Raw genomic sequence first — 14106 nt, 5'->3', positions numbered from 1 at the left:
TTTGATTAGTATAAACCTGACGGAAACGTTTGCTTTTTCCTTGAAGCATTAATAGGAGGCGAGTACACTCGCCTCCGTTTTAATAACCTAGCTTATAAGACTGCTCAAAATGACTAAAAATATTCATGACCAACGTATTCTGATCTTGGACTTCGGTTCTCAGTACACTCAGCTAGTCGCGCGCCGTGTACGTGAAATCGGTGTGTACTGTGAACTGTGGAGCTGGGATGTAGAAGAAGCGGATATTCGTGAATTCAATCCAGACGGTATCATCCTATCTGGTGGTCCAGAAAGCGTAACGGAAGACAACTCTCCACGCGCGCCTCAATACGTATTTGACTCTGGTGTGCCAGTACTAGGTGTATGTTACGGCATGCAAACTATGGCTGAGCAGCTTGGGGGTAAAGTTGCTGGTTCAACCGAGCGTGAATTCGGCTACGCACAAGTCAAAGTTTCTGGTGAATCGGCACTGTTTAAAGATCTTGAAGCAACTCAAGACGTGTGGATGAGCCACGGTGACAAAGTGGTAGAAATTCCAGCGGACTTCGTAAAAGTCGGTGAGACAGACACTTGTCCTTATGCGGCAATGGCCAATGAAGAGAAGAAATACTACGGTGTTCAGTTCCACCCTGAAGTAACGCACACTAAGCAAGGCAAGCAAATGCTTGAGAACTTTGTTCTTGGCGTATGTGGTTGTGAAGGGCTTTGGACTTCTGAGTCGATCATTGAAGATGCTGTTGCTCGTATCAAAGAGCAAGTAGGTGACGACGAAGTCATCCTAGGCCTGTCGGGCGGCGTGGATTCATCTGTCGTTGCGATGCTGGTTCACCGTGCAATCGGTGACAAACTAACTTGTGTATTCGTTGATAACGGTCTGCTTCGTCTAAATGAAGGCCAGCAAGTGATGGATATGTTTGGCGATCAATTCGGTCTGAACATCATCAAAGTTGACGCAGAAGAGCGTTTCCTGACAGCTCTTGAAGGTAAGTCGGATCCAGAAGAGAAGCGTAAGACTATTGGTCACGTATTTGTCGACGTATTCGATGAAGAATCTAAGAAGCTGAAAAATGCGAAGTGGCTTGCTCAGGGGACTATCTACCCAGACGTGATAGAATCAGCGGCCTCAAAGACGGGTAAAGCACATGTAATCAAATCCCACCATAACGTTGGCGGCCTGCCAGACGATATGGAGATGGGGCTTGTTGAGCCACTACGTGAGCTGTTCAAAGATGAAGTACGTAAGATTGGCCTAGAGTTAGGTCTGCCTTACAACATGCTTTACCGCCATCCATTCCCAGGTCCTGGTCTCGGGGTTCGTGTTCTTGGCGAAATCAAGAAAGAGTACTGTGACTTACTACGTCGTGCAGATGCTATCTTCATTGAAGAGCTACATGCCGCGGATCTTTACAACAAAGTATCGCAAGCGTTCACGGTATTCCTACCTGTACGCTCTGTTGGTGTAATGGGCGATGGACGTAAATACGACTGGGTGGTTTCTCTACGCGCCGTTGAAACGATCGACTTCATGACGGCACATTGGGCCCACCTACCATACGATTTCCTTGGTAAGGTATCTAACCGTATTATCAACGAAGTTGACGGCATATCGCGTGTGGTTTACGACATTTCAGGTAAACCACCTGCGACGATTGAGTGGGAATAATCCTGTTCGTTGATGCAAAACGCTAAAAGCCAGCCTTCGGGCTGGCTTTTTAATGGTTTGAGTATCGTACAGTCTTTCGTTCCGAAAAATTCTTATTGTTCGCCGATGATGACAGGGTTATTGAATTCTACGTCAGTGAAATATTGAGTGTTTTTGAATCCAAAAGACATTTTACTGGCTTTGACCGTTTCTTATTTCGTTGTAACTCCAAAGTGACTCGCAACTTCACATCAGCCGTGTCTATTCACCGTGATTCTTAATCTGACTTTTTCTAATCTCTTTTCAGTTTTATAAAACAAGGAAAAGTGAGATGAAGAAAGTAAGTTACTTGGCCCCCGTCGTATCTTTGGCCGCCATATCGTCCAGTTGGGCGATGAGCAATATTCAACCTGACCCGCAGAATCCGAATGGTTATGTGGTTGCCCGCGCTGACATTCAGGCGGCAGAACACGCACAAACGTCCAACCCTATGTACCAGATATGGTCTCAGGCACTGACCACTGCACCGAACAGCGTTGTTGAGGCTATTGAGCCTAACCTTGCCACTAATCCAGATAACGTTAAGCGTGCTGAACGTGTGTTTCCTCAGGCGGAGTGGGATTTTCTGACCAATATGGCTGCGCCTGAGTACACTTATACTCGCTTCCTACGAGCAATTGGTAAGTTCCCTGCGTTTTGTGCTGAGTATACTGATGGACGAGATTCTGATGCGATCTGTAAACGCTCGATCGTGACGGCATTTGCCCACTTCGCGCAGGAAACAGGCGGGCATATTGCCAAAGATAATGTGTCGGATAACCCCTTAGGCCTTGAAGAGTGGCAACAGGCGTTAGTGCATGTACGCGAAATGGGCTGGTCAGAAGGTCAGGAAGGCTATACCACTGGTTGTGGCCAGAACGATTGGCAAAACAAAAAATGGCCGTGTGCGGCAGGACAGGGTTATTTTGGACGTGGTGCTAAGCAGCTTTCTTACCACTTTAATTACGGCGCGTTTTCCGAAGCAATGTTTGATGGTGATGCGTCCGTCTTGCTCAATAACCCAGGCTTAGTTGCTGACTCTTGGTTGAACTTGGCGTCTGCGATCTGGTTCTTTTTAACGCCACAAGCACCGAAACCAGCGATGTTGCATGTGATTGATAAAACGTGGTCGCCTTCTCAACGTGAAATTGAAGCGGGGATTGGTTATGGCTTTGGCACCACGATTAACATCATCAATGGGGGCATTGAATGTGGTGAGCAGAATAAAAACAAAGGTCAGCCCGTTAACCGAATAAGATATTGGCAAGGGCTGTCGTCTTATTATCAGATTCCAATTGAAGCCAATGAAAAGAACACCTGTTGGCAACAAACCCCATACGGTAGCCTCAACCTAAATGGTGCAAAGGATGTGTTGTACACCAACTGGGATGGCAATTGGAAGTACTATGCCGATCGCCCAGGTGGTTATTCATTTGAGTGTGAATTAGTTGGATTCCAGACCGCTTACTCTGCGCTGGTACCGGGCGACTACGAAAAATGTGTGACTAATTTGTACGGCTCTCACGCGAGTTGGCCTGAAGTGCGTGTTGTTGACCAGCTAGACCCAGTTGACCCTGATCCTGGCACAGGAAAGATTTGGAGTGTCACTAAGGTCTACGGCACGGGGGATGAAGTCAGCCATGAAGGGGCGACGTATAAAGCGAAATGGTGGACTCAGGGTGATAATCCGAGTGCTGGTGGGCCATGGGAATTAGTTTCCGGGACGCCAACGGATCCTACGCCAGATCCAACCCCGAACCCTGATCCAACGCCAGTGCCTGATACCTTTATTCAGTGGCAAGCTGGTGTAACTCAGGTTGCCAACGGCGATAAAGTTACTCATGAGGGTAAATGTTTTGTCGCTAAAAATGGCCCAGGCATTTGGGACACGCCAACCCAGTCGAATTGGTTCTGGGATGAAATCTCTTGCCAGTAATGTAAAAGGTTCATGACTCAGTAAACTAAGCTCCTGCAACAAGCAGGAGCTTTTTATTTGCGGCGACTGAGAGGAGCAATGAACAGTGGCCTCAAACCGCTGATTGTTTTATTGATGGCGCAACCTGTCGTTGTGTCTAAGTTTATAGAACGGTTTTCGGAATCTTAGATTGCACATTCCAGATCTATCTTTTTTTATCGAACGGAACTAAACTTCGCGCGTAAATTTTATTAATTTTTTTGAAAGGTGTGCGAAATGTCAACAAAACTGGCTAACCCAGCTCCACTTGGTCTGATGGGTTTCGGTATGACGACCATCCTGCTAAACATTCATAACGCAGGCTTCTTCCCAATTGATTCAATGATTTTGGCAATGGGTATTTTCTATGGTGGTCTGAGCCAAGTGATTGTCGGCATGATGTGTTTTAAACGTGGTGATACGTTTGGGACTACCGCATTTACTTCTTATGGCTTGTTTTGGCTCACACTGGTTGGCTTGATCGTTATGCCTTACATGGGGTTACCGGCAAGCCCAGCACACTTCATGGGTTGGTACTTAGCTTTGTGGGGCATCTTCACGGGTTTCATGTTTATTGGCTCGCTTTGCTACCCAACAGCGAAGCAAGTGGTTTTCGGCTCGTTAACTATTCTATTTTTCTTACTTGCCGCACGTGATTTCACGGGGAGTGAGCTGATTGGCACAATTGCAGGTTTTGAAGGCATTTTCTGTGGCGCCAGTGCAATCTACTTCGCGATGGCTCAAGTACTGAACAACGAATATGGCCGCACGATTCTGCCGATAGGTGAGAAAAAAAACATCAGCGGCAACGGAAGCTGTTGCAGCGTAAAGAGTATTGCTTGCATGGCTAATTGCCGTGTTAGAAATATATTTGGGAACATAAGATGAAAGGGGTTAGCCATTGGCTAACCCCTTTTTTTACCACTGCTTTTTTATCTTAGATATCCACACTAGGTTGAAGGTTGTTCAACAGGTTTGGACTCTTCTTCTACTGCTGTAGGCTCTTTGCCTGTCTTACGACGGTATTTATCTTCCCAGTAATCTGCACCTTTGATGCCCAGTTTTACAGGGTTGAACGTGTACTCTTTCACACCTTGTTTCTGCTGCTCTTCGTAATCATTTAGTGCCTTAAGTGCTGGCTTCGCCATGAAGAAGATAATCAGAATACCAATAATGTTTAGCCATGCCATCAGGCCAACACCCACGTCACCCATTGCCCATGCAAGGTTTGCAGTCTTAACTGTACCGTAGAACACAACTGCAATAAGTGCCAATTTCAGTACGAACATCAAGCCGTTAACTTTGATGTGGCGACGGATGTAGGCCACATTGGTTTCCGCGATGTAGTAGTACGCAAGAATGGTTGTGAAAGCAAAGAAGAACAATGCAATCGCAATGAACGGTTTACCAATACCCGGTAATGCACTTTCAATTGCCATTTGAGTGAAGACTGGGCCGTTCGCTGCAATATCCGCTGCTACGTTCTGAACTAGGAAGCCTTCTGCACCGTGTACGTTGTAAGCACCCGTGATGATAATCATAAATGCTGTCGCCGAACATACTAGTAGCGTATCGATGTAGATAGAGAACGACTGTACCAGACCTTGCTGAGCTGGGTGATCAACGCTTGCAGCTGCAGCTGCATGAGGGCCTGTACCTTGACCCGCTTCGTTTGAGTAAACACCACGTTTAACACCCCAACCGATAGCCGCACCAACACCAGCCATTGGTGTGAATGCATCGCCAATGATCATTGAGAATACGCGCGGTACTTCACCGATGTTGAGAAGGATGATGATGAAGGCGGTTATGATGTAAGCCAGCGCCATGAAAGGAACTACAATCTGAGTGAAGTTTGCTATACGCTTAACACCGCCGAAGATGATGAAAGCTAAGATCACTGAGATAACTGTACCGGTGAAGATTTTCGCAAAGCTGAATGTGCCGATCGCTGTCTCGATCATTGCACCTGACCCGAACGCTGCTTCAACCGCATTACCAATACTGTTTGACTGAACACCTGGTAACAGGAAGCCACAAGCGAAAATAGTCGCGATAGCAAAGATCCATGCGTACCACGTCTGCCCCATTGCTTTCTCAATGTAATAAGCTGGACCACCGCGGAATTCGCCGTTATCTTCTTCTTTATAAATTTGAGCGAGTGTGGATTCTGCGTACGCTGTTGCTGCACCAAAGAATGCCACAACCCACATCCAGAACACTGCACCAGGTCCACCGAAACCGATAGCGGCTGCAACCCCTGCGATGTTACCTGTACCTACACGTCCAGAAAGTGAAACGGCGAGTGCCTGGAAAGAAGAAATGCCCTTGGACGAGCTTTTACCTGAAAGAAGTAAACGCCACATTTCACTAAAGTGACGAACCTGCACGAATCGCGTCATGATTGAGTAGAACAAGCCAGCGCCAAGACACAAATAAATGAGTGCCGGACTCCAGATGATTCCATTCAGAAAATCAACTAATGACTGCATAAGTATTTTCCCTGTTATGTTTTATAATGGTTGTTTTCTGAGCAGGATATTAACCTTTTTGTAACTCTATTGTTAACCAATTTATGCTTTAAAGTTTGTTTGCGTGAGCTTAGGCACAAAATGCTAAATAAATGTTAACGATTGGTGTTATTGTAGGGCGGAATTTTAAATTGCCTGAGAATTGAATTGATATGACTAAAATCACAGCGCAATTAGAGATATGCGCTGTGTTTGGTAGATTGTTTTTTGTACTGTTAGTTTTATTTATTGCAGCTATTTCTACTATTTTTCGTATCGATGAGTACTTAGCGCCTTATATTGATGGTTATTCGACCTCGTGATTACCTCCGTCAGAATATCGGCTGAACCACAGGCCATGGTCCAACCTAATGTACCATGACCAGTATTAGTGAATAGATTGGCGACTTTGGTGGCTCCAATGATGGGTGTCCCGTCGGGTGTCATTGGACGGAAGCCTGTCCAGTATTCTGCTTGGGTTAAGTCCGTGCCTTGAGGAAATAGGTTAGAAACGACATGATTTAAGGTCGCGAGTCGCTTGTCTGGCAGAGCTGGGTCAAATCCGGCCAACTCGGCTGTGCCAGCGACGCGTATTCGGTTTTCAAATCGTGTGACCGCCACTTTGTATGTTTCATCCATGATGGTCGATTGCGGAGCAAAGTCATGGTTGATCACAGGTAAAGTCAACGAATACCCTTTTACTGGGTAAAGCGGAATGTCTATTCCGACTTGTTCCAGAAGTTTTTTTGAGTAACTGCCCATTGCCACCACAAATTTGTCAGCTTCGATTTCACCCTGTAATGTCGCGACAGAGGTAACCTGATTACCTTGAATGTTCAAATGCTGGATCTCAGTGTTAAACAGAAACTCGACGCCTGCGTGCTCTGCCATTGCCTGCAGTTGCTGGCAAAATAGGTAACAATCTCCAGTTTCGTCATCTGGCAGGTAGAGTCCGCCAGTCAAAGTGCCTTGAATATTCGCTAGCCCTGGCTCCTGAATTAGGCATTCCTTGGCATCCAGTAATTGATAGCGAGTGCCACTCTCTTCCAGCAGCGTAATGTCCTTCTCAATGGCTTCTAATTGTTTGTGGTTGCGGAATATTTGTAGCGTCCCTTGAGTGCGCCCCTGATAGTTGAGGTCATACTGTTGGTTTAGCTGCGCTAAACACTCTCGGCTACGATTAGCAATCGCTAGCATTCGGGCTTTGTTAATTCGGTACCTGTCAAGCTGGCAATTTTTTAGCATTTGACTGGCCCAATGGAGGAGCTCTGGACTGAGGTTAGGTTTGATTTTTAACGGAGCATGTTTTTCTAATAGCCATTTCATCGCCTTGAGTGGTACGCCAGGTGCAGCCCAAGGGGATGAATAACCGTAGGAAATCTGTCCGGCATTAGCAAAACTGGTTTCTTCCGCAGCGCGGGGCTGACGATCAATCACCGTGACTTGAAACCCAGCCTGCGATAAATACCAAGCGCTGGTTAACCCTACGACACCACTGCCTAAGACAACGACTTTCACACTCAAACCCTCAATTTAACGATTTTGCCAAGCATGATAGATTTACATTTGATTAACAATCGATAAGAATTAACAGTACTGTATAGAAAAACTAAAAGCTTTTATGAAGTCTGTTCTGCTCAATGGTATCAATCTGGTATGCACCGTCGCGAAACACAGCAGTCTGACTAGTGCTGCCCGTGAGCTCAATCTCACTACGGGTGCGGTCAGTCAGCAGATTCAATTAATCGAAGAACGTTTAGGTTTTAACGTATTCGAACGCCATGCAAGAGGTATTCGTCTGACTGAAAAAGGGGATAAGCTAGTTCAATCAGTGACACCACATTTGCTGGCAATCGAGGAAAATACCTACAAATTGACGCATGTTAGCGACAGTAAGCAGATACGGCTTAAACTGACCCCCTCTTTGGCCTTCAAATGGTTGGTGCCACGTTTGGATGATTTTCAAAAGCGCCACCCAGACATTCAGATCCACACATTTGCGGAAGGTGCTTTGGTTGACAGCGATAGCAGAGATTATGATATTGCCATCGATTATGGACCACTACCCTATAAGTTACCCGATGCTGAACTCTTGATGGAAGAGTCTCTGCTTCCGGTAATGAGTTCAGAGTATTTTCGTCATTTTTCTCATCTTAAGTTGTCAGGCAGTGCGCAAGAATGGCAACAAGTGACGCTGCTTCATGATGCGATGCCATGGAAAGATTCTGCCAAAGACCATGAATGGCACTTTTGGGCACAACAGCATACACTCAAATTTGAAACACATAGTGGGCACTTCTTTAATCGCACTGATATGGCGATGTCTGCCGCAGAAGCGGGTTTAGGAATAGCGCTAGCACGAATGGCTCTTTTGGGAGATGAGCTTTATCAAAAAAGATTGGTCGCACCATTTCCCGCAATCCGTGCCAATGCGGGCTACTTTATTATTACCCACCTAGATAATCCCCATACCCGACTATTTAAAAGTTGGCTGAAACAACAAGTCATTAATGATTAAATTGTAAATTGCGTTTGCGAGAGCATATGCACCCACTACACTTAATGAAGTCAGTAAGCGTCAGTTTGCTGACTTGCTTATGGGGCAGCGCATATGAAATCTACACAAGGCCAATGCAGCTATCAAAATCCTGATGGCTGGTGCTGCGATCAACCGTGTGGGGAGTCAGGACTTTGTTACTGGCATGATCCCAAAGTCGATAAAAGCAAAGATAAGATTAAAGACAAGGTTGAACAATGGGCCGCAGCGGGTAAACCTTTAGACGGATTTCAGTTGGCAAAAACAGACTTGGTTGACATTAATTTGGTTAATCGAGGCAGTAAAGAAGGCTTTTCATGCCGCAATGTGGACTTTTACCGCGCGGATTTGACCGATGCGCATTTTTTCGGTCTTGATTTACGTGGCTCTTCCTTGATGAAGTCAAAGATGTTGGGAGCAAACCTTCATTGTGCAAAGTTAGATAATTGCAATTTGCTGGGGGCCGAACTTAGCCGAGCTAAGCTTGAAAATGTTGAGTGGGGGAAGTTCCTCAAGCAAGAGCTGCAGGCCAAGCAGGCTCGCAGAAAGCGTGAATACAAACAAGCTGCCTCCTTGTATCAGGAAGCGGAAGAAGTATGCCGCAATATCCGGAAACAGTGTGAAAAACAGGGATTATTTGAAATGGCGGGCGATTTCTTTAAACGAGAGATGCGCTTCCGTCGCTATCAAATGCCTAAGTTGAGTATCAAGCGAATCGTATCTAAGGTTGTTGATTTGTTCTGCGGCTATGGTGAAGATCCAATGCGTGTCGTTGGTTTTTCTATCTTTTTGATACTGGTCTGCGCTATGGCATACTTCTTTCTCGACACAACAGGGGCACATCCGATATATGAGGGCCTAAGTGGCTGGCAGTTCTACTTGTTTGAATTTCTTAATTCACTCTATTTCAGTGTGGTTACCTTTACCACTCTCGGTTACGGGGATATCTCTCCAGTCGGTTTCGCCAGGTTTATCGCTGCCTTCGAAGCTTTTCTTGGCAGCTTTACCATGGCACTGTTTGTGGTGGTGTTTGTTAAGAAAATGACACGTTAGAGGCTGCGATAATGTTGTACCAACCAGTTTTCAGCATCGATCTCATCTGCTTTAAACTGGTTGGAAAAGTGTTCGATCAGCGCAGATAAGTACTCGCTAGAGTCACACATGGTATCAAACAATAAGTCTTGGGAAGCGGCTAATGGCCCAGCCTGAGGCTTTGCTTTTGCCGCTAGTAGGACAGGAACCATATACCGCGCCTTGTTGAGAGGGGTGAGATCTTTCAACTGTCGGGCTAACTGATGAACCTTGGTTATCGAGTCCGCCTGATAGCTATTACTCTCAAGTTCAAGTTGAATAACAAATACGATCCCACGATAAAGCACCACGGCGTCAATCTCTTCACTCTCTATACCCATTGGTAAACGTAATATCACTTGTCCTGCTAGATGTGGCAGCGCTGTTAGTTGCTTTTGCAACAGGCTAATCTTGTCTTGCCACATTTGCTTCGCATCTGGCGTAAGCAGTGAGAGGTCCGCTATGTTGACCGTGTCGAGTTGGTGACAAAAGGTACAAAGAGGCGTGTTTAGTAGAATCTTCTCAGTCATGGTTTTCAAGGGTTTAGTGTGAATGCATTCACAATATGGTTAGATTTTGAACACAACGTGGATATTTATTGATAAGACATTAATTCCACATTTATTCGCTTGCCCAGGACGGTATATGAAAGACGAAACCTTATCAATTCACTTTGGTTATGAAACTGACCCAATCACCAAGTCTGTCGCGACACCTATTTACCAAACGGTTGCCTATGAGTTTGACAACGCTCAGCATGGTGCTGACTTGTTTAATCTTGAAGTCCCCGGGAATATTTACACCCGCATTATGAATCCGACCAATGACGTGTTGGAAAAGCGGATGGCTGCTTTGGAAGGAGGTGTCGCTGGTCTGGTTGTTAGCGCGGGAAGTGCGGCGATTAACTATGCGATTCTCACTTTGGCACAGGCTGGAGATAATATCATTTCTACACCACAGCTTTATGGTGGGACTTACACACTCTTTGCGCATATGTTGCCTAATCAAGGCATTGAGGTAAAGTTTGCTAAAGACGATAAGCCTGAAAGCCTTGCTGAATTGATCGATGAAAATACCAAGGCTGTGTATTGTGAAAGTATCGGTAACCCAGCCGGTAACATCATTGATCTAGAGCGAGTAGCAGAACTTGCTCATGCTCAGGGTGTGCCTGTTATCGTCGATAATACAGTGGCTACGCCAGCGCTTTGTAAGCCAATCGAGTTTGGTGCTGATATTGTTGTGCACTCGCTGACCAAGTATGTTGGCGGTCATGGTACCACGCTCGGTGGCATCATTATTGACTCCGGTAAGTTCCCTTGGGCGCAGCATAAAGCCCGATTCCCTGCTTTTAATCAGCCAGAACCGTCTTATCATGGTGTAGTGTACACTGAAGCGTTTGGTGAAGCGGCCTTCATTGGTAGAGCTCGGACAGTGCCATTACGTAACACAGGCGCTGCGTTGTCACCGATGAATGCGTTTATGTTGATACAAGGTTTGGAAACATTATCATTGCGTATGGAACGTCACACAGAAAATGCGCTCAAAGTTGCCGAGTTCCTTAACCAGCACGACAAAGTAAGTTGGGTAAGTTACGCCGGCTTGACTACCTCAGAGCATTATCCGTTGGCCGAGAAGTACATGAAGGGAAGACCCTCTGCGATTCTGTCTTTTGGTCTTAAAGATGGTTACCAAGCTGGTGTGCGTTTCTACGATTCACTAAAAATTTTTAAACGTTTAGTCAATATCGGTGATGCTAAATCACTGGCATGTCATCCCGCTTCAACCACTCACCGCCAGCTTAGCGAAGCTGAGCAGAAGCAGGCGGGTGTTTCGCCTGAAATGATCCGACTTTCAGTCGGCATTGAGCATATTGATGACATTCTTGCCGATTTAGAACAGGCACTTAGATCTTAATAGCCAAGGCACTGGGAAGTCCCAGTGCTGTCTGCCAGATCTTTTTTATTTTCACTTTCTACATTGGTTTAGTGATAATTGATTCAACAATTTGTTCGTGTTGCCGTTATAGTAGTGTAGACATTGAGTTCACGTGTTTATACAAAGACTTACTAGTATTTTTTCCCCGACAGCAGCTCGCCTCAAAAAGCAATTCTTGTTGGTTTAATGAAAGTTCATCACTCGGGGCTTATACTAGGAGAGGTAACCAGTGGTTCATCATAGTGTGAGCAACTCAAGAGCTTGCCATGAGATTGATGAATTGTTCTGGTATTTATATTGATAAATGAGATAGTTTTACTTTCGCCTCAGCATCAACGAAAAATACAAAACCTGAGGCGGTAGATTAATGGTAGCTACGCAAATTAAAATCATGTGCGTAAGTGTGAATAATACCGGGAATGAGTAAAATCAACTATGAGCGTTTCAAGCAGTACAATTCTTACAGAAAGCGGCACCAACGAACTTGAGATCATTGAATTTCATTTGGTCAAACAGATGCCAGATGGCTCGAAAAAGACGTGTTACTACGGCATTAACGTTGCTAAAGTTCGTGAAGTCATTCAAGTGCCAGAGACCACAGACTACCCTAATGCTCAGCCACATATGGTCGGTGTCTTCTCTTCCCGTGACATTCTTACTCCATTAGTGGATCTGGCTGGCTGGTTAGGTGTGCCAACCAGTACAGACTTGGAGAAGAAGTTTGTGATTGTCACAGATTTCAACCGCATGACGAATGGCTTTCTTATCGATAGCATCAGCCGCATTCATCGCATTTCGTGGAATGATGTCGAGTCCCCAAGCCAATTCCTTGAAGCAGGTGAACAAGACTGTGTCGTTGCGGTAGTACGCAAAGATGGCAATCTGATCATGATCCTAGACTTTGAGAAGATTATCGCTGACATCAATCCTGAGCTGAGCATGGAAAAATACGATGTCAAAGTAGATAAAAGCGTCGATCTCAACCAGAAAATGGTATCCAAGCGTAATGCGAAGACGGTTATGGTGGTGGATGACTCGGCCTTTATTCGCAGCTTGATTCAGGACACATTAAGTTCGGCGGGTTATAACATCATCGCATGTAAAGATGGTGGAGAGGCGCACGAGAAGTTAATGGAAATTGCGGAAGTTGCGAAGAAAGAAGAGATTTCCGTGACTGAGTTGGTCGATGCAGTGGTAACGGATGTTGAAATGCCACGTATGGATGGCATGCACTTGGTCAAGCGTTTACGTGACTCCGAAGCCTACAAAGAGTTACCCATTGTGATGTTCTCGTCGCTGATGAGTGATGACAATAGGGCGAAAGCTCTGGCGTTAGGTGCGAATGACACTATCACCAAGCCAGAGATTGGCCGTATGGTCGCGCTGATGGATCAATACGTACTCTAGTGGCCTCGCTGCTCCTCTGTGAGCGGCTTACTGCTTTGCGCTTCGAGCTGGGCAACTTCGTTGTCCAGCTCTTTTATTTTCGCTGCCATTAGGTTATGACAGTGCTCTGCGAGCTTTTTGGCATCTTCGAGCTTATAGCCTGACACATCAATGGGTTCAAGCATTTCAGCTATCACGACACCATTACTACGGCGGTTGAGATTAATCTTTTCATGGGTTGTGCTGACACACATAGGTGTAATCGGGACTCCAGCTTCAATCGCCATGCGGAAGGCACCGGTTTTAAACGGTAGTAACCCTCGACCTTTGCTGCGTGTTCCCTCGGGGTAAACCCAAACGGATAGATCTCGTTGATGAATAGCTTCTGCGACTTGTTTGATGGTATCGCGTGCTTGTGACTTGTTTTCTCTGTTAATCAGTATGTTGCCCGTAATCCAGTAAAGTTGACCAAAGAAGGGTATCCAGAGTAAATCTTTTTTCCCCAAGGATACGGTTTTTGGGCGGAGCATCCCCGGCGCTGTGACAAAGTCGTACACACTTTGGTGATTAGAAATATATACGCTATTGAATGGCGTTGGAGCTCTATCTAGTCCACGTTGTATTAATTTGAGCCCAATGAGTTTGTGTAACTGATTAAACCAACGGCAGAAGAAGTAGACATGCTTTGGATTTCTTGGGCTGAACAAGCAGTACACCAAAGCAAATAGAGTCATCAAGACAATGAAAATCGCAGCCAAAATCAAGCGAATAATACCAAGCAAAACACTTTCCCTTTCTAATTCGAGTACGTCATGAAACCGATAGAACCGATTCGGTTTAAATTAGAGTTTTCAATCTATTTTACTAAATTGCAATAGAAATTGAGTTCAGTGGGATGAGTTTCATCGAGATTTTGATATCTATCTGTAAATGATTGGGTTGTTGATGAGTATGGTAACTGCATCTCCAATCTTAAATCAGGAGATACACTGGATAGAGAAACTATTCAAATGGATAAGCGAGCGTGTTTGGA

The 14106-nt window shown here is 45.5% G+C and carries 10 protein-coding genes and 1 pseudogene; 7 read left to right on the top strand and 4 right to left on the bottom strand.

The annotated features are described in order from the left end of the window. Positions 1 to 109: 109 nt before the first annotated feature. From guaA to KW548_15005, 3 genes and pseudogenes are all read left to right on the top strand, one after another. Positions 110 to 1663, top strand: coding sequence for a glutamine-hydrolyzing GMP synthase (gene guaA / locus KW548_15015; protein QXX06368.1), 1554 nt, complete (start codon positions 110 to 112; stop codon positions 1661 to 1663). A 310-nt stretch (positions 1664 to 1973) separates the two neighbouring features. After that, positions 1974 to 3617 carry a chitinase gene (locus KW548_15010; protein ID QXX06367.1) on the top strand — a complete coding sequence of 548 codons (1644 nt, stop codon included), beginning with the start codon at positions 1974 to 1976 and terminating at the stop codon, positions 3615 to 3617. 255 nt (positions 3618 to 3872) lie between these two features. Then, positions 3873 to 4430: pseudogene (locus tag KW548_15005) on the top strand (acetate uptake transporter). 155 nt (positions 4431 to 4585) lie between these two features. On the opposite strand, the gene KW548_15000 reads toward KW548_15005, so the two are convergent. Both KW548_15000 and KW548_14995 read right to left on the bottom strand, forming a co-directional pair. Then, complete coding sequence (locus tag KW548_15000; GenBank protein QXX06366.1) at positions 4586 to 6127, bottom strand: alanine:cation symporter family protein; 1542 nt, start codon at positions 6125 to 6127, stop codon at positions 4586 to 4588. 282 nt (positions 6128 to 6409) lie between these two features. Further along, positions 6410 to 7663: a D-amino acid dehydrogenase gene (locus tag KW548_14995; protein QXX06365.1), complete on the bottom strand. Its 1254-nt coding sequence runs from the start codon at positions 7661 to 7663 to the stop codon at positions 6410 to 6412. A gap of 103 nt (positions 7664 to 7766) precedes the next feature. Here KW548_14995 and KW548_14990 point away from each other — a divergent pair, with 103 nt between their 5' ends. Next, on the top strand, positions 7767 to 8663 hold the full coding sequence (locus KW548_14990) for a LysR family transcriptional regulator (GenBank protein ID QXX06364.1): 897 nt from the start codon (positions 7767 to 7769) through the stop codon (positions 8661 to 8663). Positions 8664 to 8756: 93 nt separating this feature from the next. Further along, positions 8757 to 9734 (top strand): pentapeptide repeat-containing protein, encoded by a 978-nt coding sequence (locus KW548_14985; GenBank protein ID QXX06363.1) that lies wholly within the window; start codon positions 8757 to 8759, stop codon positions 9732 to 9734. Here the strand turns inward: KW548_14985 and KW548_14980 are convergent. After that, positions 9731 to 10177: a hypothetical protein gene (locus KW548_14980; GenBank protein ID QXX08087.1), complete on the bottom strand. Its 447-nt coding sequence runs from the start codon at positions 10175 to 10177 to the stop codon at positions 9731 to 9733. The genes KW548_14985 and KW548_14980 overlap by 4 nt on opposite strands. Positions 10178 to 10397: 220 nt before the next feature. Between KW548_14980 and KW548_14975 the strand changes: the two genes are divergently transcribed. Together KW548_14975 and KW548_14970 are read left to right on the top strand one after the other, a co-directional pair. Next, on the top strand, positions 10398 to 11666 hold the full coding sequence (locus KW548_14975) for an O-acetylhomoserine aminocarboxypropyltransferase/cysteine synthase (protein ID QXX06362.1): 1269 nt from the start codon (positions 10398 to 10400) through the stop codon (positions 11664 to 11666). Positions 11667 to 12122: 456 nt separating this feature from the next. Beyond that, positions 12123 to 13094, top strand: coding sequence for a chemotaxis protein (locus KW548_14970; protein QXX06361.1), 972 nt, complete (start codon positions 12123 to 12125; stop codon positions 13092 to 13094). Here KW548_14970 and KW548_14965 read toward each other — a convergent pair. After that, positions 13091 to 13855 (bottom strand): 1-acylglycerol-3-phosphate O-acyltransferase, encoded by a 765-nt coding sequence (locus tag KW548_14965; GenBank protein QXX06360.1) that lies wholly within the window; start codon positions 13853 to 13855, stop codon positions 13091 to 13093. The two genes, KW548_14970 and KW548_14965, sit on opposite strands and share 4 nt — an antisense overlap. Between the last annotated feature and the right edge of the window lie 251 nt (positions 13856 to 14106).

It is taken from the genome of Vibrio neptunius, assembly GCA_019339365.1.
Taxonomy (GTDB): domain Bacteria; phylum Pseudomonadota; class Gammaproteobacteria; order Enterobacterales; family Vibrionaceae; genus Vibrio; species Vibrio neptunius.
The sequence above is the reverse complement of the archived record's forward strand: the minus strand, read 5'-3'. Positions and strand labels throughout refer to the sequence as shown.

Coding starts and splice junctions, on each gene's coding strand:
- KW548_15000 (QXX06366.1), bottom strand. CDS start 6,127: ATGCAGTCATTAGTTGATTTTCTGAATGGAATCATCTGGAGTCCGGCA.
- KW548_14975 (QXX06362.1), top strand. CDS start 10,398: ATGAAAGACGAAACCTTATCAATTCACTTTGGTTATGAAACTGACCCA.
- guaA (QXX06368.1), top strand. CDS start 110: ATGACTAAAAATATTCATGACCAACGTATTCTGATCTTGGACTTCGGT.
- KW548_14970 (QXX06361.1), top strand. CDS start 12,123: ATGAGCGTTTCAAGCAGTACAATTCTTACAGAAAGCGGCACCAACGAA.
- KW548_14980 (QXX08087.1), bottom strand. CDS start 10,177: ATGTGGCAAGACAAGATTAGCCTGTTGCAAAAGCAACTAACAGCGCTG.
- KW548_15010 (QXX06367.1), top strand. CDS start 1,974: ATGAAGAAAGTAAGTTACTTGGCCCCCGTCGTATCTTTGGCCGCCATA.
- KW548_14985 (QXX06363.1), top strand. CDS start 8,757: ATGAAATCTACACAAGGCCAATGCAGCTATCAAAATCCTGATGGCTGG.
- KW548_14990 (QXX06364.1), top strand. CDS start 7,767: ATGAAGTCTGTTCTGCTCAATGGTATCAATCTGGTATGCACCGTCGCG.